This window comes from Variovorax boronicumulans (assembly GCF_040544675.1).
GTDB lineage: Bacteria > Pseudomonadota > Gammaproteobacteria > Burkholderiales > Burkholderiaceae_C > Variovorax > Variovorax boronicumulans_D.
Genome location: NZ_JBEPKK010000002.1, coordinates 137153 through 161445, shown reverse-complemented (window position 1 = coordinate 161445; position 24293 = coordinate 137153). Strand labels below are relative to the sequence as shown.

Here is a 24293-nt window from a genome sequence, read left to right as displayed (position 1 = left end):
TCGTCTGTTGTACATACGACAGCCCCAATGAGACCTACTCGTTGGAAGTGAGGCGAATTGCGCGGCACCGCACCATCTGAACATGATGACATCGCTAAGTTAGAGTCGCAGACCCCAACGTTGTCCATGACCGCCCGCTTCCAATCCCTCGCCCCCGCTGTCCGCCTGGCCGACCAGGTGGCCGATGCGCTCGTGGCCGAGGTGCGCAGTGGGCGCTTCTCCGAAGGCGACCGGTTGCCGACCGAGGCGGTGCTCGCCGAGCAGTTCGGCGTGAGCCGCACCGTGGTGCGCGAGGCGGTCTCGCGGCTCAAGTCATTGGGGCTCGTGGATTCGCGACAGGGCAGCGGCGTGTACGTGCGCGCCGCCGGCGTCGAGCCGCTGCGCTTCGAGATGCCGCACGTGGCCTCGCGCGAAGCGGTGATCCAGATGGTCGAATTACGCCGCGCGCTCGAAGCCGAAGTGGCCGCGCTCGCGGCCGAGCGCCGCACGCCCGACGACGTGCAGCGCATCCGCGACGCCATCGACGCGCTGCATGCCGCGGTTGCTGGCGGCGGCAACGGCGCCGATGAAGACGTGCGCTTTCACCGCGCCATCGCCGAGGCCGCGCGCAACCCGTTCCTGATCGGCACGCTGCAATACCTGCGGCAGTTTCTGCACGGCGCCACGCGCGTCACGCGCGCCAACGAAGCGCGCCGCGCGGACTTCGCGCGCGAGGTTGCGCAGGAGCACGCGCAGATCGTCGAAGCCATCGAGGCCGGCGATGCGCTCCGTGCCCGCGAGGCCGCCAAGTCCCACATGGACAACGCCATCCGCCGCATCGAGCAGGCCGACCCGGCCTTCTGGCAGCAGGAGGGTGCGCAGCTCGCGCGGCCGCTGGTCGAAGGCTGGCCTGCGGGTCAATAAAAGAAGAAGAAAAGGAAACGAGGTGTGAGCCTGAGGGTTTACCCGGATCGGGCAATTTGGTCTAAATTTGTATGATTACCTGACAAATCAACCGCAACGCGGGTCACTGACTTCGCGAAGATTCAGCCGAACTGAACGCGCCACGACCCCCGTCCATCCACTCCTGGCCGTTCCAATTCCATGTCCACGCCCGTTCTTCTCGGCATCGCCGTCGCCGGCATCGCACTGCTGCTGTTGCTCATCATCCGTTTCCAGGTGCACGCGTTCATCGCGATGATGCTGGTGAGCTTTCTGGTGGCGCTGGCGGCGGGCTTGCCGATCGCGGAGATCATTCCCACGCTGATCAGCGGCATGGGCGGCACGCTCGGGTCGGTGGCGATCCTGGTGGCGCTGGGCGCGATGCTGGGCCGCATGATCGAGGTCTCGGGCGGCGCCGGCAGCATGGCGACGCGCTTCACGGTCTGGCTGGGCCCCCAACGGGTGCCGGCCGCGCTGACGGCCGCCGCCCTGGTGCTGTCGATTCCGGTCTTCTTCGACGTCGGCTTCATCATCCTGGTCCCCATCATCTACGGCTTCTGCAAGGCGGCCGGGGTCGATCCGGTGAAGTTCGGACTGCCGGTGGCGGGCATCATGCTGGCCACCCACGTCGTGGTGCCGCCGCACCCGGGCATCGTGGGCGGCGCGGCCGTGCTGAAGGCCGACATCGGCTGGATCACGCTGATCGGCCTGGGCATCTGCCTGGTGCTGGCGGTGCTCTCGCAGTTCGTCTCGCGCTGGCTCAACCGCCGGCGCTACGCGATGCTGCCGGCCACCGCCGAGCAGTTCGCCGCCTTCGATGCCGGCGCCGACGCCTCGGCGCGCCAGAAGCTGCAGGCACCGGGCGTGGGGGTGGTGCTCACGCTGATCGCCGTCCCGCTGCTGCTGATCATGATCGGCACGACCGGCGCCACGCTGCTGCCCAAGGGCGATCCGATGCGCAACCTGCTGGGCTTCGTCGGCTCGCCGATCTTTGCGCTGATGGTCGCCATCGGCCTGGCCTTCTGGATGATCGCCAGGCGCCAGGGCTGGTCGAAGGCGCATACCAACGAAGTCATGGAATCGGCCCTGCCGCCGGCCGCCACCGTGATCCTGGTGACCGGGGCGGGCGGTGTGTTCGCCAAGGTGCTGACGGCCACGGGCATCGGCGCGGCGCTGTCGCAGAGCATCTCGGCGGCGCACCTGCCGTTGATCCTTGCGGCTTTCGTGATCTCGCTGGCGCTGCGCGCCGCGCAGGGGTCCGCCACCGTCGCCATCCTCACCACCTGCGGCCTGCTGGCCGAAGCGGTGGTGGCGGGCGGCTACAGCGCGGTGCAGGTGGCCTTGCTTGCCGTGGCCATCGGCTTCGGCGGCCTGGGCCTGTCGCACGTCAACGACTCCGGCTTCTGGATCGTGACCCGCTACCTGGGCCTGAGCGTGGCCGACGGCCTGCGCAGCTGGACGGTGCTCACCACGGTGCTGGGCGTTGCCGGTTTCCTGATGACGGCGGCCTTGTGGGCGCTGGCGGCCTGACGGGGTTTTCCCGCGCCGCGCCGTCCGATCCTTCCTTCTTCATCCTTCCAGAGAAACAATCCAACATGACTTCAAAAAATGTCGGCGTGATCGGGCTCGGCGCCATGGGCCTTGGCATTGCCAAGACGCTGCGCGGCAAGGGGTTCAACGTGCATGTGTGCGACGTGCGCCCCGGCGCGGCGGACGCTTTCGCGAACGAAGGCGGCGTGGCCTGCGCATCGCCCGCCGCACTGGCCGCCGCGTGTCCGGTGCTGGTGTCGGTGGTCGTGAACGCAGCGCAGACCGAATCGGTGCTGTTCGGCGACAACGGTGCCGCCGCCGCGATGCCGGCCGGCAGCACCTTCGTGATGTGCTCGACGGTCGATCCGAACTGGTCCATCGCGCTCGAAGCCCGGCTGCATGCGCAGGGCGTGAACTACGTCGACGCGCCGATCTCCGGCGGCGCCGCCAAGGCGGCCTCGGGTCAGATGACGATGATGACTTCGGCCAGACCCGCGGCCTATGCCGCGGCCGACGCCGTGCTCGACGCGATGGCCGGCAAGGTCTACCGCCTGGGCGACGGGGCTGGCGCCGGCAGCAAGGTGAAGATCATCAACCAGCTGCTGGCCGGCGTGCACATCGCCGCGGCGGCCGAAGCCATGGCGCTGGGCCTGCGCGAGGGCGTGGACGCCGCCGCGCTGTACGAGGTCATCACGAACAGCGCAGGCAACAGCTGGATGTTCGAGAACCGCATGGCCCACGTGCTGGCCGGCGACTACACGCCGCTGTCGGCCGTGGACATCTTCGTGAAGGACCTGGGCCTGGTGCTCGACACCGCGCGCGCCAGCAAATTCCCGCTGCCGCTGGCATCGACCGCGCACCAGATGTTCATGCAGGCCTCGACCGCCGGCTTTGCCAAGGAAGACGACAGCGCCGTCATCAAGATCTTCCCGGGCATCGAGCTGCCCAAGGGCAAGAAGGCATGAGCGCGATCAAGCTCGGCTGTATCGCCGACGACTTCACCGGCGCGACCGATCTGGCCAACAACCTGGTGCGCGCCGGCATGCGCGTGGTGCAGACCATCGGCGTGCCGGCCGCGCCACTCGATGCGGATGTCGATGCCGTGGTGGTCGCGCTCAAGTCGCGCACCATCGCGCCGGCCGAGGCCATCGCGCAATCGCTCGATGCGCTGCGCTGGCTGCAGGCGCAGGGCGCGCAGCAGATCTATTTCAAGTACTGCTCCACCTTCGACAGCACGCCCCAAGGCAACATCGGCCCTGTCACCGAGGCGCTGATGGAGGCGCTGCGCTGCGACTTCACCATCGCCACGCCCGCCTTCCCCGACAACAAGCGCACCGTGTTCAAGGGCTACCTGTTCGCGGGCGATGTGCTGCTCAACGAGAGCGGCATGCAGAACCATCCGCTCACGCCGATGACCGATGCGAACCTGGTGCGCGTGCTGCAGGCGCAGTGCACGCGCAAGGTGGGGTTGATCGATCACACGGTGGTGGCGCGCGGCGATGCGGCCATCACGGAGCGCATTGCGCATCTCAAGAGCGAGGGCGTGTCGATCGCCATCGTCGATGCCGTGTCGAACGACGATCTGCTGCGCCTCGGCCCGGCGCTTGCCAAGATGCCGCTGGTCACTGCGGGGTCGGGCGTGGCCATCGGGCTGCCCGCGAACTTCGGCCTCGCGCCTTCTTCGCAGGCCAGCGAATTGCCGGCGGCGGGTGGCCTGCGCGCCGTGGTCTCGGGCAGCTGCTCGCTCGCGACCAACCGGCAGGTGCTCGATTTCATCCAGCGCGGCGGTGCGGCGTTGGCGGTCGATCCGCTGCGCATTGCTGCGGGTGTCGATGTGGCCGCCGAGGCGCTGGCCTGGGCTGCGCCGCTGGTCGGCAAGCAACCGGTGCTGGTCTATTCCACCGCCGAGGCCGGCGCCGTGAAGTCGGTGCAGGGCAAGCTGGGTGTGGAAGAGGCAGGCGCCATGGTCGAACGCACCATCGCCGCCATCGCGCGCGGCCTGGTGGACCTGGGCGTGCGACAGCTCGTGGTGGCAGGCGGCGAAACCTCGGGCGCCTGCGTGCAGGCATTGGGCATCGCCCAGATGCAGATCGGCCCGCAGATCGACCCCGGCGTGCCGTGGTGCCACGCGCGCGCCGAGGCCGCCGGACCCGTCGATGGCGCGGGCGTGCACATCGCGCTCAAGTCCGGCAACTTCGGTGGGGATGATTTCTTCACCAAGGCCTTTACAGTGCTTGCATGACCGAGAACCAAGCGCGCGAAGAAATCTGCCGGGTCGGCCGCAGCCTGTTCGAGCGCGGTTACGTGCATGCGACGGCGGGCAACATCAGCGTGCGGCTGGACGATGGCTTCCTCATCACGCCGACCGATGCCTGCCTCGGCTTTCTGGACCCGGCGCGGCTCGCGCGGCTCGATGCCGACGGCAAGCAGCTCGGTGGTGACCGCGCCAGCAAGACCATCGCGCTGCACACGCGCATCTACGCGGCCGCGTGCCGCTTCGATGCACAGACCGCCTGCGTCATCCACACGCACAGCACGCATTGCGTCGCGCTCACGCTGAGCCCGGCCGGGGATGAACTGCTGCCCGCGCTCACGCCGTATTTCGTGATGAAGGTCGGCCATGTGCCGCTCATTCCGTATCACCGTCCCGGCGCGCCCGAAGCGGCCGAGATGGTGGCGCAGGCCATCGAACGCTTCGGCGCCGCGGGCACGCCCATCCGCGCCGTGATGCTCGAACGCCTCGGCCCCAACGTGTGGCACGAAACGCCGGCCGCCGCCATGGCCGTGCTCGAGGAACTCGAAGAAACAGCACGCCTCCAGATGCTCACCGGCGCTGCAAGGCCCGCGCCGCTGAAGGCCGACCAGATCGATGAACTGCGCACCACCTTCGGTGCGCGCTGGTAGAAGAAAGACCATGCCCCAATTCGCAGCCAACCTCTCGATGCTCTATCCCGAGCTCGACTTCCTCGATCGTTTCGACGCCGCCGCCAAGGACGGCTTCAAGGCGGTCGAGTACCTCTTCCCCTACGCCTTCGCCAAAGAAGACATCGTCGCGCGCCTGAAGCACAACGGCCTGCAGCAGGTGCTCTTCAACGGCCCGCCCGGCAACTGGGACGGCGGCGAACGCGGCCTCGCGTGCCTGCCTGGCCGCGATGCCGAGTTCCGCGAAGGCATCGCCAAGGCCATCGACTACGCCGTGGCGCTCGACTGCCCGCGCATCCACATCATGGCCGGCCTCGTGCCGCAAGACCTGCAGCGCGATGCCGTGCGGCCCGTGTACCTGGACAACCTGCGCTTCGCCGCCGAAGAGGCAGCCAAGGCCGGCCGCGACGTGCTCATTGAGCCGATCAACACGCGCGACATCCCCGGCTTCTTTCTCAATCGGCAGGACGATGCGCACCAGATCGTCGAGACCGTGGGCGCGCCCAATCTCAAGGTGCAGATGGACCTGTACCACTGCCAGATCGTCGAAGGCGATGTGGCAATGAAGATCCGCAAGTACCTGCCCACCGGCCGCGTCGGCCATCTGCAGATCGCCGGCGTGCCCGAGCGCCACGAGCCCGACATCGGCGAGCAGAACTACGGTTATCTCTTCGACGTGATCGATGAGGTCTCCAGGCAATGCGGTTGGCAAGGCTGGGTCGGCTGCGAGTACCGGCCGAAGCGCGGCTCGGAACCCGGCGGCACTTCCGCGGGCCTGGGGTGGCTGCGCGCACTGCAACAGCGCGCATGAAGCTCGAGGCGCTGCGCATTCCGGCGCCGCTGCGCGGCTTTGCTTGTGGCGATGCGCAGGTCTTCGATATCACGCTCGATGGCGACAAGGTCGCGGCCATCGCACCCAGCGCCTCGCAGACAAAGGCGCAAGGCACGCTGCTGAGCGCGCTGGTCGAGGCGCATGCGCACATCGACAAGAACTACACGGTGCAGGAAGTGGGCGCGGCGCAGGGCAACCTGTTCGCGGCCATCGAGCGCATGGAGAAACACCGCGCCGGCTGGACCGCCGAGACGCTGCGCCTGCGCATGGAGCGGGCCCTGCGCGACGCCTGGCAATCGGGCACGCGCGCGCTGCGCACGCACATCGATTGGGTGCAGCCCGAGGCACCGGCCGCGCTCGCGGTGTTCGAGGCGCTGCGCGACGCATGGCGCGGGCATGTCGAGCTGCAGTTCGTTTCGCTCACGCCGCTCGATGTGTTCGCCGACCTCGCGGCCGGCGAGCGCATCGCCAGCGAAGTGAAGCGCGCGGGCGGCGTGCTCGGCGCTTTTGTCTATCGCAACGACGGCATCGTCGACAAGCTGGGCCGCGTGTTCGATCTGGCGCAGCAGCAAGGCCTCGGCCTCGACTTCCATGTCGATGAAGGCCTCGATGCCGAAGCCACGGGCCTTCGCAGCATCGCCCAGCTGGTGCGTGCGCGCGACTTCAAGCAGGGCGTCGTCTGCGGCCACTGCTGCTCGCTTTCGATGCAGGACGACAACGTCGCCAACGAAACACTGGCGCTCTGCGCTGGCGCGGGCCTGCACATCGTTGCACTGCCCACCACGAATCTCTACCTGCAGGGCGCCTGGGACCGCACGCCCGTGCCGCGCGGCATCACGCGCATCCACGAAGCAGCGGCACGGGGCTTGCGTGCGAGCCTGGCCACGGACAACGTGCAGGACGCCTTCTATCCCTACGGCAGCTACGACCTCTTGGAGACCTTCGGCCTCGGCGTGCAGATGGCGCACCTGGCGCCCGCGGGCGAGTGGCTCGATGCGATCACCGTCAGCCCCGCGAAGGCGCTCGGCCTTGCGTGGGACGGCCGCATCGCACCGGGCTGCCCGGCCGACCTGGTGCTGCTTGCGGCCACGGACGAGCACGAGCTCATCGGGCCGCGCGGGCGCGAGCGTACGGTGATCCGTGCCGGTCGAATTCTGGAGAAATCACTATGAGCATGGGCAAGCCAATGGCCAACTACGCCGCCGCCAAACGCGTCGGCGATTTCGTCTTCATGAGCGGCGTGGTCGCGGTCGACCCGGCCAAGCGCCGCGCGGTCGCGGGCTACGACGACATCCCCGAAGAAGCCCGCACTGCATTGCAAGGTGTGGGCTACGCCACCGGGCAGATGTCGGTCGATGTTTTCGAAGCGGCCATCGTCGCGCAGAGCTGGTTCGTGCTGGAGCGCATCCGCCAAATCGCGGCCGAGCACGGCGGCACGATGGACGACGTGGTCAAGCTGGTGCAGTACTTTCGCCACCTGCCGCACTACGCGTTCTACAACCGCGTGCGCGGCCTCTTCTATCCGGGCGAGCCGCCGGTGAGCACGGTGGTGGAGGTGTCGCGTTTCCTGCCGGGCGACGAGGTGCTGGTGGAAGTCGAAGCGACGATGTACTTGCCGAAGAAATGACCCACCGTTCGGGCTGAGCGGAATCCGCCGCAGCCGACCGCAACCAACCGTTCGGGCTGAGCCTGTCGAAGTCTTGCGCGGCGCTTCGACAGGCTCAGCGTGAACGGATGAAAGATGTGATTCCCCTCCACCGTTCGGATTGAGCTCGTCGAAGCCTTGCGCGGCGCTTCGACAAGCTCAGCGTGAACGGATCGTGGATGTGATTCGCCCCACCGTTCGGACTGAGCTTGTCGAAGTCTTGCGCGGCGCTTCGACAGGCTCAGCGTGAACGGATGATGGATGTGATTCCCCTCCACCGTTCGGACTGAGCTTGTCGAAGTCTTGCGCGGCGCTTCGACAAGCTCAGCGTGAACGGACGGGCGCGCGGTGGCTACTTGACCCCCGCCCCCTTCAGCAGGAAATCCGTCACCTGCTCGATCAGGTAGCGCCGGTCCTTGTCGTCGCCGTCCTGCGCGGTGTTGCGGAAGTACGCGGCCTGCGTCGCATGGTCCGCGTAGAACTGCGTCACCGCCCAGATGTGGAACAGCACCAGCATCGGGTCGGCCTTGTCCATCAGGCCCTGGTTCATCCAGTTCTGGATCACCGAGGCGGCCTGGTCGGTGCGCGTCTTGCTCGTGTCCATCATGGTGTTGAGTACCGGCGCGCCGCGCATCATCTCGGCGGTGAAGATGCGCGAACGCAGCGGGTGCTGGAACGAGAACATCATCTTGCGATGGATCAGGTCGGCCAGCACCTTGCGCGGACCGAAGGCCTCGTCGCTGAAGCCGAACACCACGATCCAGTCGTTCAGGATGTCCTGCAGCACCTGGCGGTAGAGCGCTTCCTTGCTGTCGATGTAGTAGTGCAGCTGCGCCTTCGAGAGCCCGGCCTTGTCGGCGATGGCCTGCGTCGATGCGCCAGCCAGGCCCTCGCTCGCGAACACCTCGACCGCGGCCTGGTAGATGACGCCCAGCACCTGCGTGTACTTGCGCGAACGGCCGCGCGTGGCGGGCGCTTCGCTCTCGCTTTCGTTCGGCTTCTCCTGGGCGCTCACAACTGCAGCACCAGTTCGAGGCCCTTGGCGCGCGAGCAGCACAGCGCCACCTTGCCACGCCGCTCGGTGCCCGTGAGGCAGAAGTCGCGGTGCTCCGCGCCTTCGCCGTCACCCTCGACCACGCAGGTGCCGCACAGGCCCTGCTGGCACGACACAGGGATGTCGATGCCCACTTCGTGCAGCGCATCGACGGCGGTCTGGTCGGCCGCGACCGGCACTGTGATGCCGCGCCGGGCGAGCTTCAGCGTGAAAGGCAGGCCGGTGGTGGTGTTGGCGTCGGTCGGTGCGGCGAAGTATTCGGCGTGCAGCGCGTCTTCGGGCCAGCGGGCCACCGAGGCCGCGTCGCGCACCGCCTGCATGAAGCCACCGGGGCCGCACACGTACAGGTGCGTGTCCGGCGCGCGCTCGGCCAGCAGTGCGTGCAGGTCGATGCGTTGCGAGGCATCACCCTGGTCCAGATGCAGGCGCAGGTGCGGCGCAAGCGCGGGGTCGCGCAGCGCATCGGCAAACGCCAGGTGCTCTTCGCTGCGCGCGAACACGCACAGCGTGAACGACGCACCGCGCGCCGCGAGCGCCTGCGCCATGGCCAGCAGCGGCGTCATGCCGATGCCACCGGCCATCAGAAGATGGTGCGCGGCTTCTTCGCGCAAGGGAAAGGTGTTGCGCGGCGTGCTGATCGCGATCAGGTCGCCCTCGCGCACACGCTCGTGCATCGAGGCCGATCCGCCGCGGCTCGCCAGCTCGCGCTTCACACCGATCACGTAGGACGCGGCGTTCGAAGGCCCGCGCGCCAGCGAGTACTGGCGTGAAAAACCGCCGGGCATGTGCACGTCGATGTGCGCGCCGGCCTCGTACCCCGGCAGCGCGCGTCCCCACGGATGCGCAAGCTCGAAGGCCAGGATCTCCGGCGTCTCGCGCGAGATGCGTTCGACGCGGACGGTCAGCGTGCGTTCGAGGCTCATGGTGTGGGTTCTCCCTGCTTTCTTCAGATGTTCTGCAGCTTGCGCGAAACGCGCTCGATGAAATGCGTGCGGTCGCTCGCGGTGACGGCGTTCATGTCGTGCAGCTGCAGCCAGGTGACCTTGCAGCGCAAGGCGAACAGCGCCCGCAGCGCGCGCGTGAAGAGCCGCCGCCCGGGGTCGCCGATGGCCAGCACGAACCAGCGCGGCGAGCCGCCCGTGGTCACCACCGTCAGCCGCCGGATGTGCCGCAGGCCCGACCTTGCGAGCTGCCCCTTGCGCTCGGCCGGCAGGAAGGCCACGCCCGGCAGCCACACCCGCTCCAGCCAGCCCTTGAGCATGGACGGAGGGCCGTGGAACCAGGTCGGGTAGACGAACACCAGGTGCTCGGCCCACAGCAGTGCATCGACATGGGGCTTCACACGTTCGCGGATGAGGTCGGGGTTGTCCAGGTAGGCCATGCGCTCTTCGCGGGTCAGCGTGGGATCGAAGCCCTCGGCATACAGGTCGATGGTCCGCACCGCATGCCGGGGTTCGAGGGCCGCCAGCGCCGTGCGGTAGAGCGCGTGATTGAAGCTGTCGGGGTTCGGATGGCAGTGGACGACTAACGTTTTCATGAAAAAGGGCCGCATCGCCTATCGGCGAGACAGGGTCAGAGCCCAAGGAACAAAAGGCAGCGCGGTGCCTTATGGCAACCCAGGCGCCGGCATCTGACCCCGGCGCAAGCCCCGCGCGGCCCACGGGAAATTTTTTCTTGTGAAAGCGGCTTACTTGCCGGTGAGCTTCTTGCGCACGTCGACGCCCACGCCCTTGTTCACGAACTGCGTGGTCACCACCTTCGACAGGTCGACCTCGCCCGGCTTGTAGAGACCGGCCTTGACCATCTTGTCGTAGAAGTCCTTCACGCGGGCTTCGTCCATCGCGCCGATGCCCTTGGTAAGCGATTCGCCGCTGTCCACGATGCCCATCTTCTTGATCAATTCGGTGGAGCCCTGCAGCGCGGCGACGGGCGAGTCGGGGTTGGTCTTGGCGATGAGTTCGTTGGCGGCCTTGTTGTCGCCGTAGAGGTAGTTGTTCCAGCCGATGATCGAGGCCTCGACGAACTTGCGTACCGTCTCGGGCTTGGTCTTGATGAGGTCGGCGCGCGTCTCGATGGTGGTCGAGTAGGTCGAGAAGCCGTTGTCCGCCAGCAGCTGCACCACGGGGTCGAAGCCGGCCTGCGCCTTGATCGACAGCGGTTCCGAAATCGCATAACCCTGCTGGATCGACTTCTTGTCCGCCAGGAACGGGCCGACGTTGAAGGTGTAGGGCTTGAGCTGCGAATCCTTGAAGCCGTGCTCCGATTTCATCCACTGCCAGAAGCTGAACTGGCCGTCCTTGCCGATGAAGGCCACGGGCGCCTTGGCCATGTCCTTGAAGGTGTCGAAGCCCTGGCCCGGATGGGCGAACATGGCCTGCGGGTCCTTCTGGAAGAAGGCGGCAACCACCACCGTGGGCACGCCGTTCTTCACGTTGTCGAAGGACTGCAGCAGGTTGCCGGTCATGAGGAAGTCGACCTTGCCCGCCGGCAGCATCGGCCGGTTGTTGACCATCGGTCCGCCCTGCTGGATCTCGACGTCGAGACCGTACTTCTTGTAGGTGCCGTCCACCAGCGCCTGGTAGAAGCCGCCGTGGCCGGCCTGCGCTTTCCAGTTGGTGGCGAACACCACTTTTTCCTGCGCCTGCACGGCGAAGGCGGCGGCCGCGAGGGCCAGGCCGAGGGCGAGCGGGCGGATTGTCAGAGCGGGGATGCGCATGGGAGTGGACTCCTGGGTTGAATCTGAATGATCGAGATGGATGCGGGTGGGATTCTGCCGCTCGGGGCGCGTGCGAAGAACACCGGGTGCTCCCCTCCGCGAATGTCCCCCGGGCTTCGCCCTCCTCCTTGATTTCGCTGCGGGGAGCACCCGGTGCTCTTCGCACTTGGGCACGCTGCTGGTGATCGAACGATCAACCACCGTGGTTCACAACGCTCACGCCGATGGGGTGCCTTGCGCAGCGAAATCAAGGGGGAGGCCGAAGGCCGGAGGACATTCGCGGAGCAAGGTACCCCGTCGGCGTGAGTGCGCCCCGAATGACCCCAGCAGCCGCGAACCAAAAAGCAGCGCTTCATTTCAACGCTCGACAGCCATGTCCGAGGTCCACCCACGCGTCTTGCCGGGGTTCATCAACCCCATCGGATCGCTGCGCTTCTTGAACTCGATCTGCTGCGTGTCGATGGTCTTCATGCCGCCGTCCTCGATGGTGACCACATGCGGGTTGAAGATCTGGCAGCCGCCCTGCGACTCGATCTCGCGGATCACCTCGTACTGGTGGGCCTCGCCCTTCCAGCGCACGAGCAGGATGCCGAAGGTGCCGCATTCGCCGTTGGCGCGTGCGAAGTCCTGGTGCTGCAGCACGTCGTCGCCGAAGATTTTGAGATGGCGCTCGACCACCGACGGATCGAAGGGCTGCGCATAGGCGACCTGCAGGTACGTCCAGCCACGGTCGGCCTTCAGCGCCTGCAGCGTCGTGTGGTTGAAGGCGCACTCGTAGGCGGGCGGCAAGCCGTCGGCGAGCAGTTCGGCCTCGGTGCCCGCGACGGAGATGGTGCCGCCGTGCGCATCCGCCAACGCGCGGAACTCGGCCATCGACTCGGGCGAGACCATGGTGAACACCGCATGCCGGTCGATCGGAAAGCGGTCGCGCATCGCCGTGTAGTACGGCGAGAAGCGCGCCTCCACCGTCGAGAGCAAAAAGATGTCGAGCGTCGGCGCCTGCGCTGCAATGCCGAAGTCCAATGCACCGCGGTACGTCTCGAACAGCACCGTGCAGTGCACCCACTCGACGGCCGGGCTCAGGGCGACCTCGACATCGAGGATCACGCCGTTGGTGCCGTAGGCGTGGTGCACCTGCTGGATCTCGTCGCCCACGAGTTCGATGACGCGCGGTTCACGCTCCACCGTCATCACGCGCGAGCGCAGCAGGTTGCCGGGGTCGCGCAGGATGCCGTGGCGAAACGACCCGATGCCGCCGAAGCCGCCCGCAATGAAGCCGCCGATGCTGGCCACATGCCAGGTCGAGGGCCACATGCGCAGCGCCTGCCCGGTCTCGCGCGCGGCGAGGTCGATGTCGTGCATGCGCGCGCCGGCCTCCACGCGCATGCGGCCGTCCTGGATGTCGAGCACGCGGCACATCTGCGTCACGTCGAGCACGATGCCGCCTTCGAGCGGCACGCACTGGCCGTAATTGCCGGTGCCGCCGGCGCGCACGGTGAGCGGCAGCTTCCACTTCGCGGCGACTGCTGCGGCCTGGCGCACATCGTCCTCGGTGCTGACCTTGACGACGAGGTCGGCCACGCAGCCCGCGAGCTGCGCGGTAAGGATGGGGCTGTACCAGTAGAAGTCTTTGGACAGTTGCTTCCGCTGGCTCGGCGCGGTGACGAGGTTGAGGCCGCGCAGGTCTTCGCGCACGGCGTCCCAATCGACGACGGGCAGGGGCGTCCTAGCGTTCACGGCGCATTTCGCTTTCATGCCAGTGGCCCAGCACCAGGCGTGACAGTGCTGCGAACACGATGAAGATCACGATGCCCAGCAACGACACCAAGAGCAGCGCCGCGAACATCATCGGAATCTCGGTGCGGAAGCTCGATTCGAGGATGCGCGAGGCGAGGCCCGTTTCCTTGCCCGCCGTGCCCGCAGTGAATTCGGCCACCACCGCGCCGATCAGGCTCAGCCCGCCCGCGATCTTCAGGCCCGCCATGAAGTACGGCAGCGCGCTCGGCGCCAGCAGGTAGCGAAAGGTCTGCCAGGGCGAGGCCTTGTAGAGCTGGAAGAGGTCGCGCAAATTGCTGTCGGCGCTCTTCAGGCCGATGACCGTGTTCGAGAGGATCGGAAAGAACGCCACGATCCACGCGCACAGCAGGAGCGCCGCCGTGGTGCTCGACACGTAGATCAGGATCAGCGGCGCGATCGCGATGATCGGCGTCACCTGCAGGATCACCGCGATCGGGAAGAGGCCGATCTCCACCCACTTGAAGAGCGCGAAGGCAATCGCCAGCAGCACGCCGCCGACGATGGCCGCCAGCAGTGCGAGCAGGGTGAGCTTCACGGTGAACCACAGCGCGCTCGACAGCGAATCCCAGTTGTCGAACAGCGTGCGAAGAATGAGCGAGGGCGCGGGCAGGATGTAGTGCGGGATGTTGTTGGCGCGAACCATCCATTCCCAGACCAGCAGCAGCAACACGACGATGGCCGCGGGCACCGCGATGCGCAGCAGCGATTCGCGCCGGCGCAGTTTGTCTTCGTGCGCGCGCAGCACGGCCTCGGACGGTGCCGCATCCGCGTCGGTGCCTGAAAGGGCGACGGGCTCAGTGATCGACGTCGATGCCATGCAGGGCTCCGTGCAGTGATTGCGAGACCGCCGTGCAGTGCGCGTTGTAGCGGCTCGAGGTGCGGAATTCCTCGCCGCGCGGATAGGGCTCGTCGATGCGGATCTCGTCGATCACGCGGCCCGGGCGCGCCGCCATCACCACGATGCGGTTCGACAGATACACCGACTCGTACACGCTGTGCGTGACGAACACCACCGAGAAGCGGTGCTCGCGCCAGATGGCCAAGAGGTCGTTGTTGAGCTTGATGCGTGTCATTTCGTCGAGCGCGGCGAAGGGCTCGTCCATCAGCAAGAGACGCGGGTGCGTGACCAGCGCGCGCGCGATCGACACGCGCATCTTCATGCCGCCCGAGAGCTCGCGCGGGTACACATCGGCGAAGCGCGAGAGGCCGACCATCTCCAGCACCTGCTGCACCACGGGCGCGGCCGCGTCGCGGCTCTGGCCGGCCAGCTTGAGCGGCAGCCACACGTTGTCGAACACCTTGGCCCAGGGCATGAGCGTGGGCTCCTGGAACACGAAGCCCAGGTCGCGATCGCTCTTGCTGTCCTTGGCCGCGCCGGTGTTGGCACCGGACCAGTGCATGTCACCCGAGCTGAGGCGGGTGAGCCCCGCGATGAGGCGCAGCGCCGTGCTCTTGCCGCAGCCCGAAGGGCCGAGGAAGCTGATGAAGTCGTGCTCGCCGATGTCCAGCGTCATGCCCTGCAGCGCGAGCGTGCCGTTGGCGAAACGCTTGCTGACGTGGCGCAGGCTGACCAGCGGCGGAGTAATGGATGGCGTGGTGCTTTCCATGGCGCGTTCCTTGGGAGCGGAGGCTAGCGCCACGCAGGCTCGTTGGCGAGACGGGACAGCGGGAAGCGGTCCACCTCGTGCAGCAGTTCGACGAAGCGCCGGCCCACATGGTCGAGCACCGCCGCGCCCTTCTCGGCGGTGGCGCGCGTGGCATCGCCGGCCGCGCCCGAGGGGTTGATGTCGTGCATCTGCCAGCCGAGCTTGCCGCTGGGCGTGATCGAGAGGAACTTGTTTTCTTCGGCCAACTGCTTGGTCATGGAGCTGAAGTTCTGGAACTGGTCGCGCCGCACGCAGTCGGGCGTGAGGTGCAGCATCACCGAGCTTTCGAGATCGCCCGCGTGGATGCCGTGCTTGCCCTCGTGCGCGGTGAACAGGCCCTCGGGCAGGCCCAGCGTGTACCAGTTGGCGGCCACGACCATCATGTCGTGCGCCTCGCGCAGGTCGCGCGCCACGATGTCCATCACGCTCATCTGGCCGCCGTGGCTGTTGTAGAGGACGAGCTTCCGCACGCCGGCCTTGGCGACGCAGGCGCCGATGTCCTTCCACAGCGAAATCAGCGTGTTGGCCGAGACGGTGAGCGTGCCCGGGTAGCGCGAATGCTCGTTGCTCTTGCCATAGGCCACGGTGGGCAAGAACAGCACCGGCAGCTCGTCGGGCAGGTGCGGGAGGCTGGCGCGCACCATGCCGTCGATGGTGGCGGTGTCGGTCGACATCGGCAGGTGAGGGCCGTGCTGTTCGGTGGCGCCCACGGGCAGCACGGCGATGAGCCGTTCGCGGTCGAGGCGGGAGAACTCTTCGCTGGTCAGGTCGGACCAGAAGCGGCTGCGCAGCTTGGGCGGATTCATCGTGGCAAACCTCGTGGAAGACGGGTTATGGAGCTTAAATTATCCACCCGGTCAAAAAAAGTCTGCCATGCGTGGATACCCTTGATGGCTCTGATGCAAGGGCTGTGCCAGCAAAACCGAGCACTCGGTCAAAAATCTGCCGGCTTCTCCGGCGCCCGATCGCTGCGTGCGCCCGGACCTCAGCGCCGCACCACGAAGCGCGTGACCACCGGCGGCGTCTCGCCCAGGTGAAACGCCAGCCGGCGCTCCCGCAGCGCCATGTCGCTGGCGGTCGCGCGGTTGAAACGGCGCAGGTGGTCGGTCCATGAGTCGTCCACGATCTGCTCCACATAGCGGCTGGGCTGCGCGATGTCGTGCAGCAGCTCCCAGCCGATGGCGCCCTGGCTCAGCCGCGCGCGGCGCGTCTGCTGCATGACGATGTGAAAGGCCGCGGCGCGCGCTGGGTCGATGAGGTATTCGACCGTGATCACCACACGCCCTTCTTCCTGCGGCGCCTCGGCGGGCGGGCCGGCGGCCCAGCCGGCTTCGGCGGGGCTGGTGTCGTCCTCGCCGGTCACGTCGGTCACCCAGCGCAGGGCGATCAGCATCAGCAAGGTGCCGCTGACCGCGGCGATGGCCAGGCTCAGGTTGAGCGCCGTGACAGTGGCCACCTGGCCCCAGATCGCCGCGCCCAACGCACTCGCGCCCATGATGGCCATCTGGTACATCGACATGCCGCGCGCCCGCACCCAGTCGGGCAGCGCGAGCTGCGCCGACACCGAGAGCGAATTGGCCACCGTGATCCACGCCATGCCGCCGAAGAACATCGCCGGCACCGCCACCCAGGCGTTGGGCGCAAAGGCCATCACCGCCGTGGCACCCGACTGCAGCAGCGTGCCGCGCAGCACCAGCTGGTCGCGCCCCAGCGCCTGGCGCAGCCGCGGCAGGAACAGCACCGCGACGATCGCGCCCGAGCCCATCGCGGCCAGCAGCAGCGTGAAGGTGCCCGCGTCGCCGCCCTTCAAGTTGCGCGCCAGCAGCGGCAGCAACGCGAGCAGCGCCGTCGAGTGAAAGAAGAAGATCGAGATGCGCGTCAACACCGCCCGCATGCGCTGCGACTGCCGCACGAACTGCACGCCCACGCGCATGGCACCGATGAGTTTTTCGCGGCCCAGCGGATTGGGCGTGTGCTCGCGCCGCCAGCGCAGCACCACGAAGCCCGAGGCCACCGACAGCACCGCGTTGAGCGCGAACACCCAGATGGTCCCCGCGCTCGCGATCAGCATGCCGGCCGTGAGCGGGCCGATGATGCGCGAAGCGTTCATCGCGATGCCGTTGAGGCCGAGCGCTGCCGGCAGCTGCAGGCGCGGCACCAGCTCGGGCACGATGGCCGAGAACACCGGCCAGCGCAGCGCCAGGCCGATGCCGTTGGCGAAGGTGAGCGCCAGCAGCAGCGGCGCGGTCATCACGTCCAGCGCCAGTGCCGCGCACAGCACGATGGCCGTGCCGGCCAGCCAGAACTGCGTGGCCACCAGCCAGCGCCGGCGGTCCAGGATGTCGGCCAGCGCGCCGCTAGGAAGCCCCAGCAGGAAGACCGGAAGCGTGGAGGCCGACTGCACCAGCGCGACCCAGATCGGCGAGGTGGTCAGCGAGGTCATCATCCACGCCGCCGCCACATCGTTCATCCACATGCAGATGTTGGCGATGAGCCAGGTGCTCCACAGCATGCGGAACACGGGGAGCTTCAGCGGCTCGAGGGCCGCGAACTTCGAGGGTTGCGGCTGCGCGGGCGGGATGGGTGTCTCTTCGGTCGTTATGGGTGGCATGTGGCGCTATTGTGGCGTCGGCGATTTCAGACGCCCATAGCAAGCATGCAATCCTCTCTTTTCGGGAACACCGCGGAACCGGCTTTGCCGGGCCGCTGGTGTTGCCCCCGGCGAGGGGGTTGGCGAAGCGACACGAAGTGCGCGAAGCCTGGGGGTGAGCCTACTACCCGCGGTCGCTGCGTGCGAGGCGGTGTTCGAGGCGTCGCAGCATCGTCGTCAGCACCAGCGTCATCACCCAGTAGACGACCGAGATCGCCAGGTACGGCTCCCAGTAGCGCGCATACGCGCCGGCCACGGTCCGCGCCGCATAGGCCAGCTCGGCCAGGCCGATGGCGGAGACCAGCGAGGTGTCTTTCAGCAGCGCGATCGCGTTGTTGCCCAGTGGCGGCAGCATGCGGCGGAAGGCCTGCGGCAGCACCACGTAGCGCATCACCTGCGCGGGCGAGAAACCGATGGAGCGGCCCGCATCGAACTGCCCGCGCGAGATGGACTGGATGCCCGCACGGAACACCTCCGAGATGTACGCTGCCGAGTTGAGCGTGAGCGCCACCACGCCCGAGATGAGCGCGCCGTGCTCCTGCTTCAAGGTGCGCGCGAGCTCGCCGTCGATGAGGATGCCGCTGGTCGGATGGATGAACACCGGCATCACCGCGAAGTGGATGAGCAGGATCTGCACGAACAGCGGCGTGCCCCGGAAGAAGCTCACGTACACCGTGGCCGGCCAACGCAGGAAAAAGCGCGCCACCCAGGTCCACGGCGCATGGCGCGGCTGCGCCAGGCGTGCGAGCGCCAGGCACAGGCCCCAGCTCGAACCCAGCAGCACGCACACCACCGTCATGCGCAGCGTCATCCATGCGCCTTGCCAGAACAGGTCCTTGTATTCGACCAGGATGTCCCAGCGGAACCATCCGAAAAGCAGAATGGGTTGCTCCATCTCATCGCCTCCACGTCATCTCTTCAAAAAAACAAACGGCCGCTTCGAGGGCGGCCGTGATCGGGTCACAGGTGCCGTGCGGCTCAGCGCACGTTCGGGTCCTTGTTGAACCACTTCTTGTAGATCGTGACGTAGCTGCCGTCGGCACGCACTGCGGCCAGGCCCGCGGTGAGCTTGTCGAGCAGCGCCTTGTCGCCCTTCTTCACGACGATGCCGAAGCCTTCTTCGGGGAAGGACTTGTCGTCCACGGTCTTCAGGTCAGGGTTCTGCGCCACGCGGTAGGCGATCACGCCGTTGTCGCCCATGGCCGCATCGACGCCGCCACCGGCCAGCTCGGAAATGATGAGCGGCGTGCTCTCGAAGCGGCGAATGTCGGGGCTGGTCTTGCCGAACTCGCGCGAGGCGATATCGTCGGCGGTGGAGGCGCTGACCACGGCGATCTTCTTGCCGGCCAGGTCCTTGAGCGACGTGACCTTGCTGTTCTTCGGCAGTGCGATCAGCTGGCGGGCGGCGAAGTACGGCGGCGTGAAGTCGTAGCTCTGCTTGCGCTTCTCGTTGATGGTGACGCCCGAGATCACCAGGTCGACATCGCCGTTGTTCAGCGCGCCGAAGATGCCTGTGAAGGGCGTGTTGACGATCTTGATCTTCAGGCCCTGCTGCTTGGCGATGGCGTTGATGATGTCGATGTCGAAGCCGACGATCTGCTTGTCCTTGTTCTCGAAGGCGAAGGGCGCGTAGGTGGCGCTGGAGGCCACGACGAGTTCGCGGTTCTGCGCCTGGGCACTGAAGGAGAGCGTTGCGGCAGCAAGGCCAGCAAGGCCAGCCAAGCCGAGGGCCAGGGTGGCCACGGTGCGGCGGATGGGGTTCATTCGGGGGTCCTCTTCGATCCGCGGAAGGCGGCAGGTGGTGGGCGGGGATTTTAGGCTGGCGCTATCGGGCCTCCCGCCGCATCGATGTTCTGCTTCAGCGACCGAAAAGAAGATAGAGCGCGATCAGCGCGACCACGACGACGCCGATCATCTTCTTCCAGCGGCTCGGGGCAGACCCGGAGGCCGATGACGATGTCCAGGTGAAGGTCCGCGTCTGCGAAGTGGAAGACGACGAAGACGGCGGCAACGCGAACGGCACGGACGGCAAGGAAGAAGTCGACGAGGACGTCGAAGTGCTGAAGTCCATCGAATCGAGGGAGAAGGTGGTCGAGGTCGATGTCACGCGCGTCGTCGTCTTCGCGCCGTCGATGCGGGCGATGGCGTCCGCGACGATGTCGGGATGCGACGTGCGGCCGGCCAGCGCCCTCAGCGCGTCCTCGCCGAGCGCGCCCGACCGGAGCACCGTCCAGGCGAGCGTGGCGGGCAGCGAGTCGGGCGCGGCCCAGGCTTCCTGGTGGGTAGGCAGCATCGAGAGACTGTGCGCGTGCTGCGTTGCGTCGATCAACTGAAGGGCCAGCAACTGGTCGAGCGCGTTGGCGCTGACGCCGTCGTGCACGCGGCGGTCCAGCAGGCGGATGTGCAACTGCGCCCAGGGCGGCAGGGGGAATTCGCCGCTGATGAGGTCGGTGGCTTCGGAGACGATGGCCTGGGCTTCGTTTTGCTGACCTGGCGCTGCGCGGGCGGGGAGGTCGGCAAGCTGTTCTTGCGGAACGATTTCGCGGGCTACGACCCAGGCGAGGGCTTCGGCGGGTGTGCGAAACAGGGCGTTGGGTAGCTCCGGATCGTTGGAGGCGGCTGCGTGTTCGGTGGCGGTGAGCAGGCGGACTTGTTGCAGATGGTCCAGTGCAAGGTGGCTGGGGTCGAGATTCATGCGGCTTCCTCTTTTTGTCTCGGTGATGGCGCGGATGCTCGCATACCGCGGAAGGACATCAGCCGAACATGTCCTCGCATCGAACGCCTTTTCGAGTCAGTTCGGCGATCTCCTTCTCGGAAATTTCCTTTTTTGTCTCGACATTCCAGATTCCCTTGTAGAACTCTTCTGAGCTGCATGAAGTTCCAAGCGGCACGATATATTTTCCATCCTTGGAAATTATGTGAGTCTTCCCCGGGATTTTTGTTATATCAATAAGATTCGGGCCGCCGATAAGATCTACTTTCTTCATTGTCAAGCGCTCGGAATCTCGTCTTCTGACGCTGAAGGGAAAGAATATTTCTTTTGACGTGTCCAGGTGTTTGACTGAGATATATGTTCGAGAGTGCAATGCGCTGCCGCCAATGCTGTACATATCTTCTTGGTAAGTCAGATAAATTTTCCCTGCTTCGCTGATGTCCAGAATGTTGTCGCCCGCAGGCTCGCGATTGATCTTTATTTTGGAATTATTATTGCACCGGTCATACGCATCCGATAATTTGAGGAAGCCTAGAAAAAGAGGTGTCTTCAGTTGTTTGTTGAAATATTCAAAAAGTAAGAACCGACGATCGCCTGAATATCGGAAGCTTTCGAAAGGTACTTCGCTTGTGCAACTTAAAGATTTCTCTCCCTTCTTGAGAGTCAATGTTTGGTTGCTAGTTTTTGATGCCGAAATTTCTTGTGAAAAGCATGCCGAGAATGACAAGAAAAGCAGAATGCCGAGAATGTTTTTTTCAATCATTTTTAGTATTCAGTTATCGAGAAGAATTTTCTTGGCTGCCCTGGTGTTTTCCAAGCGTTTGTCCCAACCGATTTCGCCTCCGTTGATGGCGCGCGTGACCGCCTTGGATGTCTCGGTTTCTTGCGACTGCTCGTGAGTACCAATAGCAATGTGATCCAGATCGCCGTCAATTTCTCGAATGACGTCGGAGCGCTGAAAAACCATATACCAACCTCCGGCATCCATGCAGTTATAGGGCTGGGTGCCAACGATTTCAGGGTTGTCGACAACTCCCGGATTCTTGCGCATCCCTTGAGCATTTTTTGCGGTGTACTGTGGGTCGCTCCACCAGTGCTTGTCAAAACTGGACGCGGCCAGCCATCCTCGATAAATCCAATACTGAGCATAATTGTCTCTGCCGGTCAATTGTTTGAAACCCCTGCCGCGAAATTTTTGCGCGTCAGGATCTCCGAGATTTCCCATCCGCCAGTTGTAGGAGCTGGAAATCAGCCCGCCTTTGCTGTTGTATTTTTTCGACCCGTACCAGTCGACCCGTTCATTTGGATTCAGGCCCCACCAATGTCCAAATCGGCTTTCGTCAACTGCCGATTGTCGGTCGATGCCAGAATTTCCATGCACTTCGCCGTTGATGGCGATGCCAGTCATGGCCGTCTCTTGCATGGTTCGTAGAAAATTCGATTCGGTTGCACCTTGGCCAAGAATATGGGGCAGCCTTTTTTGAGTATTCAGAAGATATTTTTGTGTCATGCGATTGAAAGCCAGTTGATATTTTTCTATTGCGGGAAATACCGGAGGTTCATCAGATGGGCGCTCATAGATTTGCTTCATCTCCTCGCGACTCAACCACCCGCATTTCCTCATGTGCCCCACGAATTCCCTTGGATGAAACCGCCAATCCGCCTTCAGAAACGCTTCCGGTAATTCAAGAAACGTGACCGACTTCGCGTGCTTCACAAACCGCTCCCACTTCTGCGCCCCCGTCGCGTCGTCATCCGTTGACTTGAAATCCTCCGTCTCCAGCCAGCCGTACCGCTTCTCGACATCCTTCTGGTCCCACTCGCTCGGGAATTTGCAGATCGCACGGCGCAGCTTTTGGCGCACCTCGGGTTCTCCCAATCGCCGCGCCAGCTGCGCTCGCTCCATGCGCCGGTCGTTCGTCCGGTCCGGATCGCGGATCAACGTCTTCATGCGCAGCGAATCGCAGCGTTGGTCGGTCTGGGTCGGGTCGTCGTCGAAACAATTCCAGCCCGTGATCGCCAGGAAATCGGCGTCGCTGAACTTGAAGGTGCCGGGCGCATTGAGATCGACCCAGAGCCCGCCGTCCGGCGTGACGACCTTGCGCCAGTGGGCGGCGTTGGCCGGCAGTGCGTCGGGCCCCAGGTTGCGGCCAAAGCGCAGGAGCTCGTACCAGCCGCTCGGGCTGCTCATGGCTTGCGTGGCGGCATCGAGCGAGCCGTGGCGGTCGTTGGCGACGGCGGACAGGTCGTACTCGAAGCTCTGCGAGGCGCCGGGGCGCGCTGCGGCAACGGTGATGTAGTCGTACCGGCTGTCGTTGCGGGGTTGGCCGATCGGCGCGCCCAGCTTGTCGTAGCTGGCGAGGATCGCGCTGCCGTGCTCATAAGTGATCTGCACCCACTGCGCGGCGCGCAAGGTGTCGGGCAGGAAGAAGTCGGTGCTGGCGCTCGCTCCGCCGCCTGTGTGAACGGCCGGACGCAGGTGGCTGGTCGGCTGGCTCGAGCGGGTTGGCGCGCCTGCGGGCACATAGATATAGAGGCTTCCGAAGACGGCGTCGGTGCGGCCGTTGGCCGTCGGTGGCTGGGGCGCCAGCGGATCGGCCCAGTCCCGCTTTCGTGTGGTGAGCTTCTCGAGGTTCGCCTCGTCGCAGCAGATTTCGAAATGAACCTGCCCGTCGTGGCCGTAGATCTGTCCCGGCGCGCCCAGCGCTTCCTTGCGGTAGACGAAGTCGCCGGCCTTCAGCGGCTGGCGCGTCCTTAGGTGTTTGGCGATGCTCCCCAGGTGCATGCACGCGCTGTAGTAGACGAACTCGGTGGCCACCGCGCCCGCCGCACCGATCTCGCCCTTGTGCGCGATGACGACGAAGCCGTCGCTGGTCCACGCGGCGCTGGGCGTACCGCCGTCGAAAGGGTTGTAGTTGAGCGCGTGGTTGATGTCGTTGTTGGGTGGGGTCGGCGGATGCACGAAGACGACGGTTCCGTCGGCGATGGCACGCGCCGGCAGGTACGCGCCCGCAGCCTGCGGCGCCTGGATGTGGATGCCGTTGTGCCAGGCCAATTGCAGGCTGAGGGGAAACGAGCCTTCCGGGGCATTGGTGCTCAAGAGGCGGGAGGTCGGCTGGGCCATGGCGGCGTCGAGCCAGGCGGCTTCGGATTGCGACGTCCGGGCAGGCAGAAAGGGTGGGCTGAGGATCATGCGAACCGTGAAGAAGGTGGAAGGCCGGGCCCGTCCCGGTCTGGATTCCACAGTCTTGTCGGCTCATCGATTTCGCACTGCTAACAATGGTCACCCCCGCATGCGGGGCGCGCACAAAACCCGCGCGGAGCGGGCAAATGTCATGCGTCGCTACTTCGCCAGATGCCCCAACGGCAACGCACTGCTCGCCTTCACCTCCCCCAGCGAGAAGCTGGTGTGCAGGTCTTTCACGTTCGGCAGGTTCATCAGGTGCTGCCGCGCGAAGGCCGAAAAGCCGTTCAGGTCCTGCGCCACTACCTGCAACTCGAAGGTGCCGGTGCCGCTGATGTAGTGGCAGGCCACCACCTCGGGCATCTTGCGGATCGCGTCTTCGAGCTTGCGCGTGGCTTCGTTGGTGACGCGCTCGGTGTCTACGCGCACGAAGGCGAGCACGCCCAGCCCGATCTTGTGGCGGTCGATCTCGGCGCGGTAGCCCTTGATGAAGCCGGACTCCTCCAGTGCCCGCACCCGGCGCCAGCAGGGCGCGGCCGAGAGCCCGACGCGCTGCGCAAGCTCGGCGTTGGTGAGGCGGCCGTCGGCCTGCAGTTCTTGCAGGATTGCGAGGTCGAACTTGTCAATGCTTTCCATGGAGGCCGATGTTAAGCAAGATTCTTTCTGGAAGAGGCTTTTTGGGG

Annotated in this window: 23 protein-coding genes; 8 read left to right on the top strand and 15 right to left on the bottom strand. The window is 65.7% G+C overall.

Features of this window, described 5'->3' with window-relative positions; all coding sequences use genetic code 11:
* Positions 1-126: 126 nt before the first annotated feature.
* From ABIC90_RS04080 to ABIC90_RS04045, 8 genes are all read left to right on the top strand, one after another.
* Complete coding sequence (locus ABIC90_RS04080) at positions 127-903, top strand: FadR/GntR family transcriptional regulator (RefSeq protein ID WP_354352764.1); 777 nt, start codon at positions 127-129, stop codon at positions 901-903.
* 180 nt (positions 904-1083) lie between these two features.
* Complete coding sequence (locus ABIC90_RS04075) at positions 1084-2451, top strand: GntP family transporter (protein WP_354352762.1); 1368 nt, start codon at positions 1084-1086, stop codon at positions 2449-2451.
* Positions 2452-2516: 65 nt separating this feature from the next.
* Positions 2517-3416: an L-threonate dehydrogenase gene (ltnD, locus tag ABIC90_RS04070; protein WP_354352761.1), complete on the top strand. Its 900-nt coding sequence runs from the start codon at positions 2517-2519 to the stop codon at positions 3414-3416.
* Positions 3413-4693, top strand: a complete 1281-nt coding sequence (otnK, locus tag ABIC90_RS04065) for a 3-oxo-tetronate kinase (protein ID WP_354352760.1) — start codon at positions 3413-3415, stop codon at positions 4691-4693. Before ltnD ends, otnK begins: the two co-directional genes overlap by 4 nt.
* Positions 4690-5355 carry a class II aldolase/adducin family protein gene (locus ABIC90_RS04060; protein ID WP_354352759.1) on the top strand — a complete coding sequence of 222 codons (666 nt, stop codon included), beginning with the start codon at positions 4690-4692 and terminating at the stop codon, positions 5353-5355. The genes otnK and ABIC90_RS04060 overlap by 4 nt, the downstream gene beginning before the upstream one ends.
* Positions 5356-5365: 10 nt before the next feature.
* Positions 5366-6184 (top strand): 2-oxo-tetronate isomerase, encoded by an 819-nt coding sequence (otnI, locus tag ABIC90_RS04055; protein WP_354352758.1) that lies wholly within the window; start codon positions 5366-5368, stop codon positions 6182-6184.
* Positions 6181-7377 carry an amidohydrolase family protein gene (locus ABIC90_RS04050; RefSeq protein WP_354352757.1) on the top strand — a complete coding sequence of 399 codons (1197 nt, stop codon included), beginning with the start codon at positions 6181-6183 and terminating at the stop codon, positions 7375-7377. The genes otnI and ABIC90_RS04050 overlap by 4 nt, the downstream gene beginning before the upstream one ends.
* Positions 7374-7832, top strand: coding sequence for a RidA family protein (locus tag ABIC90_RS04045; RefSeq protein ID WP_354352756.1), 459 nt, complete (start codon positions 7374-7376; stop codon positions 7830-7832). The genes ABIC90_RS04050 and ABIC90_RS04045 overlap by 4 nt, the downstream gene beginning before the upstream one ends.
* A gap of 370 nt (positions 7833-8202) precedes the next feature.
* On the opposite strand, the gene ABIC90_RS04040 is transcribed toward ABIC90_RS04045, so the two are convergent.
* The 15 genes from ABIC90_RS04040 to ABIC90_RS03970 form a co-directional block, all read right to left on the bottom strand.
* Positions 8203-8865 (bottom strand): TetR family transcriptional regulator C-terminal domain-containing protein, encoded by a 663-nt coding sequence (locus ABIC90_RS04040; protein ID WP_354352755.1) that lies wholly within the window; start codon positions 8863-8865, stop codon positions 8203-8205.
* Positions 8862-9827 carry a PDR/VanB family oxidoreductase gene (locus ABIC90_RS04035; protein WP_354352754.1) on the bottom strand — a complete coding sequence of 322 codons (966 nt, stop codon included), beginning with the start codon at positions 9825-9827 and terminating at the stop codon, positions 8862-8864. Before ABIC90_RS04035 ends, ABIC90_RS04040 begins: the two co-directional genes overlap by 4 nt.
* A gap of 23 nt (positions 9828-9850) precedes the next feature.
* Positions 9851-10441, bottom strand: a complete 591-nt coding sequence (locus ABIC90_RS04030; protein WP_354352753.1) for an NAD(P)H-dependent oxidoreductase — start codon at positions 10439-10441, stop codon at positions 9851-9853.
* Positions 10442-10591: 150 nt separating this feature from the next.
* Positions 10592-11620, bottom strand: coding sequence for an ABC transporter substrate-binding protein (locus ABIC90_RS04025; protein WP_354352752.1), 1029 nt, complete (start codon positions 11618-11620; stop codon positions 10592-10594).
* Positions 11621-11977: 357 nt separating this feature from the next.
* Entirely contained in the window at positions 11978-13375 is a 1398-nt protein-coding gene (locus ABIC90_RS04020; RefSeq protein WP_354352751.1) for an FAD-binding oxidoreductase, read from the bottom strand.
* Positions 13347-14234 carry an ABC transporter permease gene (locus tag ABIC90_RS04015; RefSeq protein WP_354352750.1) on the bottom strand — a complete coding sequence of 296 codons (888 nt, stop codon included), beginning with the start codon at positions 14232-14234 and terminating at the stop codon, positions 13347-13349. Before ABIC90_RS04015 ends, ABIC90_RS04020 begins: the two co-directional genes overlap by 29 nt.
* Positions 14212-15024, bottom strand: coding sequence for an ABC transporter ATP-binding protein (locus ABIC90_RS04010; RefSeq protein ID WP_354352748.1), 813 nt, complete (start codon positions 15022-15024; stop codon positions 14212-14214). Before ABIC90_RS04010 ends, ABIC90_RS04015 begins: the two co-directional genes overlap by 23 nt.
* A gap of 23 nt (positions 15025-15047) precedes the next feature.
* A complete protein-coding gene (locus ABIC90_RS04005; protein WP_354352747.1) occupies positions 15048-15869 on the bottom strand; it encodes a creatininase family protein in 822 nt (273 codons plus the stop codon).
* 179 nt (positions 15870-16048) lie between these two features.
* On the bottom strand, positions 16049-17674 hold the full coding sequence (locus tag ABIC90_RS04000) for an MFS transporter (protein WP_354352746.1): 1626 nt from the start codon (positions 17672-17674) through the stop codon (positions 16049-16051).
* Between the two features lie 163 nt (positions 17675-17837).
* Positions 17838-18608 carry an amino acid ABC transporter permease gene (locus ABIC90_RS03995; protein ID WP_257863214.1) on the bottom strand — a complete coding sequence of 257 codons (771 nt, stop codon included), beginning with the start codon at positions 18606-18608 and terminating at the stop codon, positions 17838-17840.
* 83 nt (positions 18609-18691) lie between these two features.
* Positions 18692-19477 (bottom strand): basic amino acid ABC transporter substrate-binding protein, encoded by a 786-nt coding sequence (locus ABIC90_RS03990; RefSeq protein ID WP_354352745.1) that lies wholly within the window; start codon positions 19475-19477, stop codon positions 18692-18694.
* A 94-nt stretch (positions 19478-19571) separates the two neighbouring features.
* Complete coding sequence (locus ABIC90_RS03985; protein ID WP_354352744.1) at positions 19572-20408, bottom strand: hypothetical protein; 837 nt, start codon at positions 20406-20408, stop codon at positions 19572-19574.
* A gap of 58 nt (positions 20409-20466) precedes the next feature.
* Complete coding sequence (locus ABIC90_RS03980) at positions 20467-21189, bottom strand: hypothetical protein (protein WP_354352742.1); 723 nt, start codon at positions 21187-21189, stop codon at positions 20467-20469.
* Between the two features lie 9 nt (positions 21190-21198).
* Positions 21199-23619 (bottom strand): hypothetical protein, encoded by a 2421-nt coding sequence (locus ABIC90_RS03975; RefSeq protein WP_354352741.1) that lies wholly within the window; start codon positions 23617-23619, stop codon positions 21199-21201.
* A 150-nt stretch (positions 23620-23769) separates the two neighbouring features.
* Positions 23770-24246: an Lrp/AsnC family transcriptional regulator gene (locus ABIC90_RS03970; protein ID WP_280809067.1), complete on the bottom strand. Its 477-nt coding sequence runs from the start codon at positions 24244-24246 to the stop codon at positions 23770-23772.
* Positions 24247-24293 lie beyond the last annotated feature (47 nt).

What these genes read in the sequence shown, in the direction of transcription:
- ABIC90_RS04080 (WP_354352764.1), top strand. Translation starts at nt 127, where the DNA reads ATGACCGCCCGCTTCCAATCCCTCGCCCCCGCTGTCCGCCTGGCCGAC.
- ABIC90_RS04075 (WP_354352762.1), top strand. Translation starts at nt 1,084, where the DNA reads ATGTCCACGCCCGTTCTTCTCGGCATCGCCGTCGCCGGCATCGCACTG.
- ltnD (WP_354352761.1), top strand. Translation starts at nt 2,517, where the DNA reads ATGACTTCAAAAAATGTCGGCGTGATCGGGCTCGGCGCCATGGGCCTT.
- otnK (WP_354352760.1), top strand. Translation starts at nt 3,413, where the DNA reads ATGAGCGCGATCAAGCTCGGCTGTATCGCCGACGACTTCACCGGCGCG.
- ABIC90_RS04060 (WP_354352759.1), top strand. Translation starts at nt 4,690, where the DNA reads ATGACCGAGAACCAAGCGCGCGAAGAAATCTGCCGGGTCGGCCGCAGC.
- otnI (WP_354352758.1), top strand. Translation starts at nt 5,366, where the DNA reads ATGCCCCAATTCGCAGCCAACCTCTCGATGCTCTATCCCGAGCTCGAC.
- ABIC90_RS04050 (WP_354352757.1), top strand. Translation starts at nt 6,181, where the DNA reads ATGAAGCTCGAGGCGCTGCGCATTCCGGCGCCGCTGCGCGGCTTTGCT.
- ABIC90_RS04045 (WP_354352756.1), top strand. Translation starts at nt 7,374, where the DNA reads ATGAGCATGGGCAAGCCAATGGCCAACTACGCCGCCGCCAAACGCGTC.
- ABIC90_RS04035 (WP_354352754.1), bottom strand. Translation starts at nt 9,827, where the DNA reads ATGAGCCTCGAACGCACGCTGACCGTCCGCGTCGAACGCATCTCGCGC.
- ABIC90_RS04030 (WP_354352753.1), bottom strand. Translation starts at nt 10,441, where the DNA reads ATGAAAACGTTAGTCGTCCACTGCCATCCGAACCCCGACAGCTTCAAT.
- ABIC90_RS04025 (WP_354352752.1), bottom strand. Translation starts at nt 11,620, where the DNA reads ATGCGCATCCCCGCTCTGACAATCCGCCCGCTCGCCCTCGGCCTGGCC.
- ABIC90_RS04020 (WP_354352751.1), bottom strand. Translation starts at nt 13,375, where the DNA reads ATGAAAGCGAAATGCGCCGTGAACGCTAGGACGCCCCTGCCCGTCGTC.
- ABIC90_RS04015 (WP_354352750.1), bottom strand. Translation starts at nt 14,234, where the DNA reads ATGGCATCGACGTCGATCACTGAGCCCGTCGCCCTTTCAGGCACCGAC.
- ABIC90_RS04010 (WP_354352748.1), bottom strand. Translation starts at nt 15,024, where the DNA reads ATGGAAAGCACCACGCCATCCATTACTCCGCCGCTGGTCAGCCTGCGC.
- ABIC90_RS04005 (WP_354352747.1), bottom strand. Translation starts at nt 15,869, where the DNA reads ATGAATCCGCCCAAGCTGCGCAGCCGCTTCTGGTCCGACCTGACCAGC.
- ABIC90_RS04000 (WP_354352746.1), bottom strand. Translation starts at nt 17,674, where the DNA reads ATGCCACCCATAACGACCGAAGAGACACCCATCCCGCCCGCGCAGCCG.
- ABIC90_RS03995 (WP_257863214.1), bottom strand. Translation starts at nt 18,608, where the DNA reads ATGGAGCAACCCATTCTGCTTTTCGGATGGTTCCGCTGGGACATCCTG.
- ABIC90_RS03990 (WP_354352745.1), bottom strand. Translation starts at nt 19,477, where the DNA reads ATGAACCCCATCCGCCGCACCGTGGCCACCCTGGCCCTCGGCTTGGCT.
- ABIC90_RS03985 (WP_354352744.1), bottom strand. Translation starts at nt 20,408, where the DNA reads ATGAATCTCGACCCCAGCCACCTTGCACTGGACCATCTGCAACAAGTC.
- ABIC90_RS03980 (WP_354352742.1), bottom strand. Translation starts at nt 21,189, where the DNA reads ATGATTGAAAAAAACATTCTCGGCATTCTGCTTTTCTTGTCATTCTCG.
- ABIC90_RS03975 (WP_354352741.1), bottom strand. Translation starts at nt 23,619, where the DNA reads ATGATCCTCAGCCCACCCTTTCTGCCTGCCCGGACGTCGCAATCCGAA.
- ABIC90_RS03970 (WP_280809067.1), bottom strand. Translation starts at nt 24,246, where the DNA reads ATGGAAAGCATTGACAAGTTCGACCTCGCAATCCTGCAAGAACTGCAG.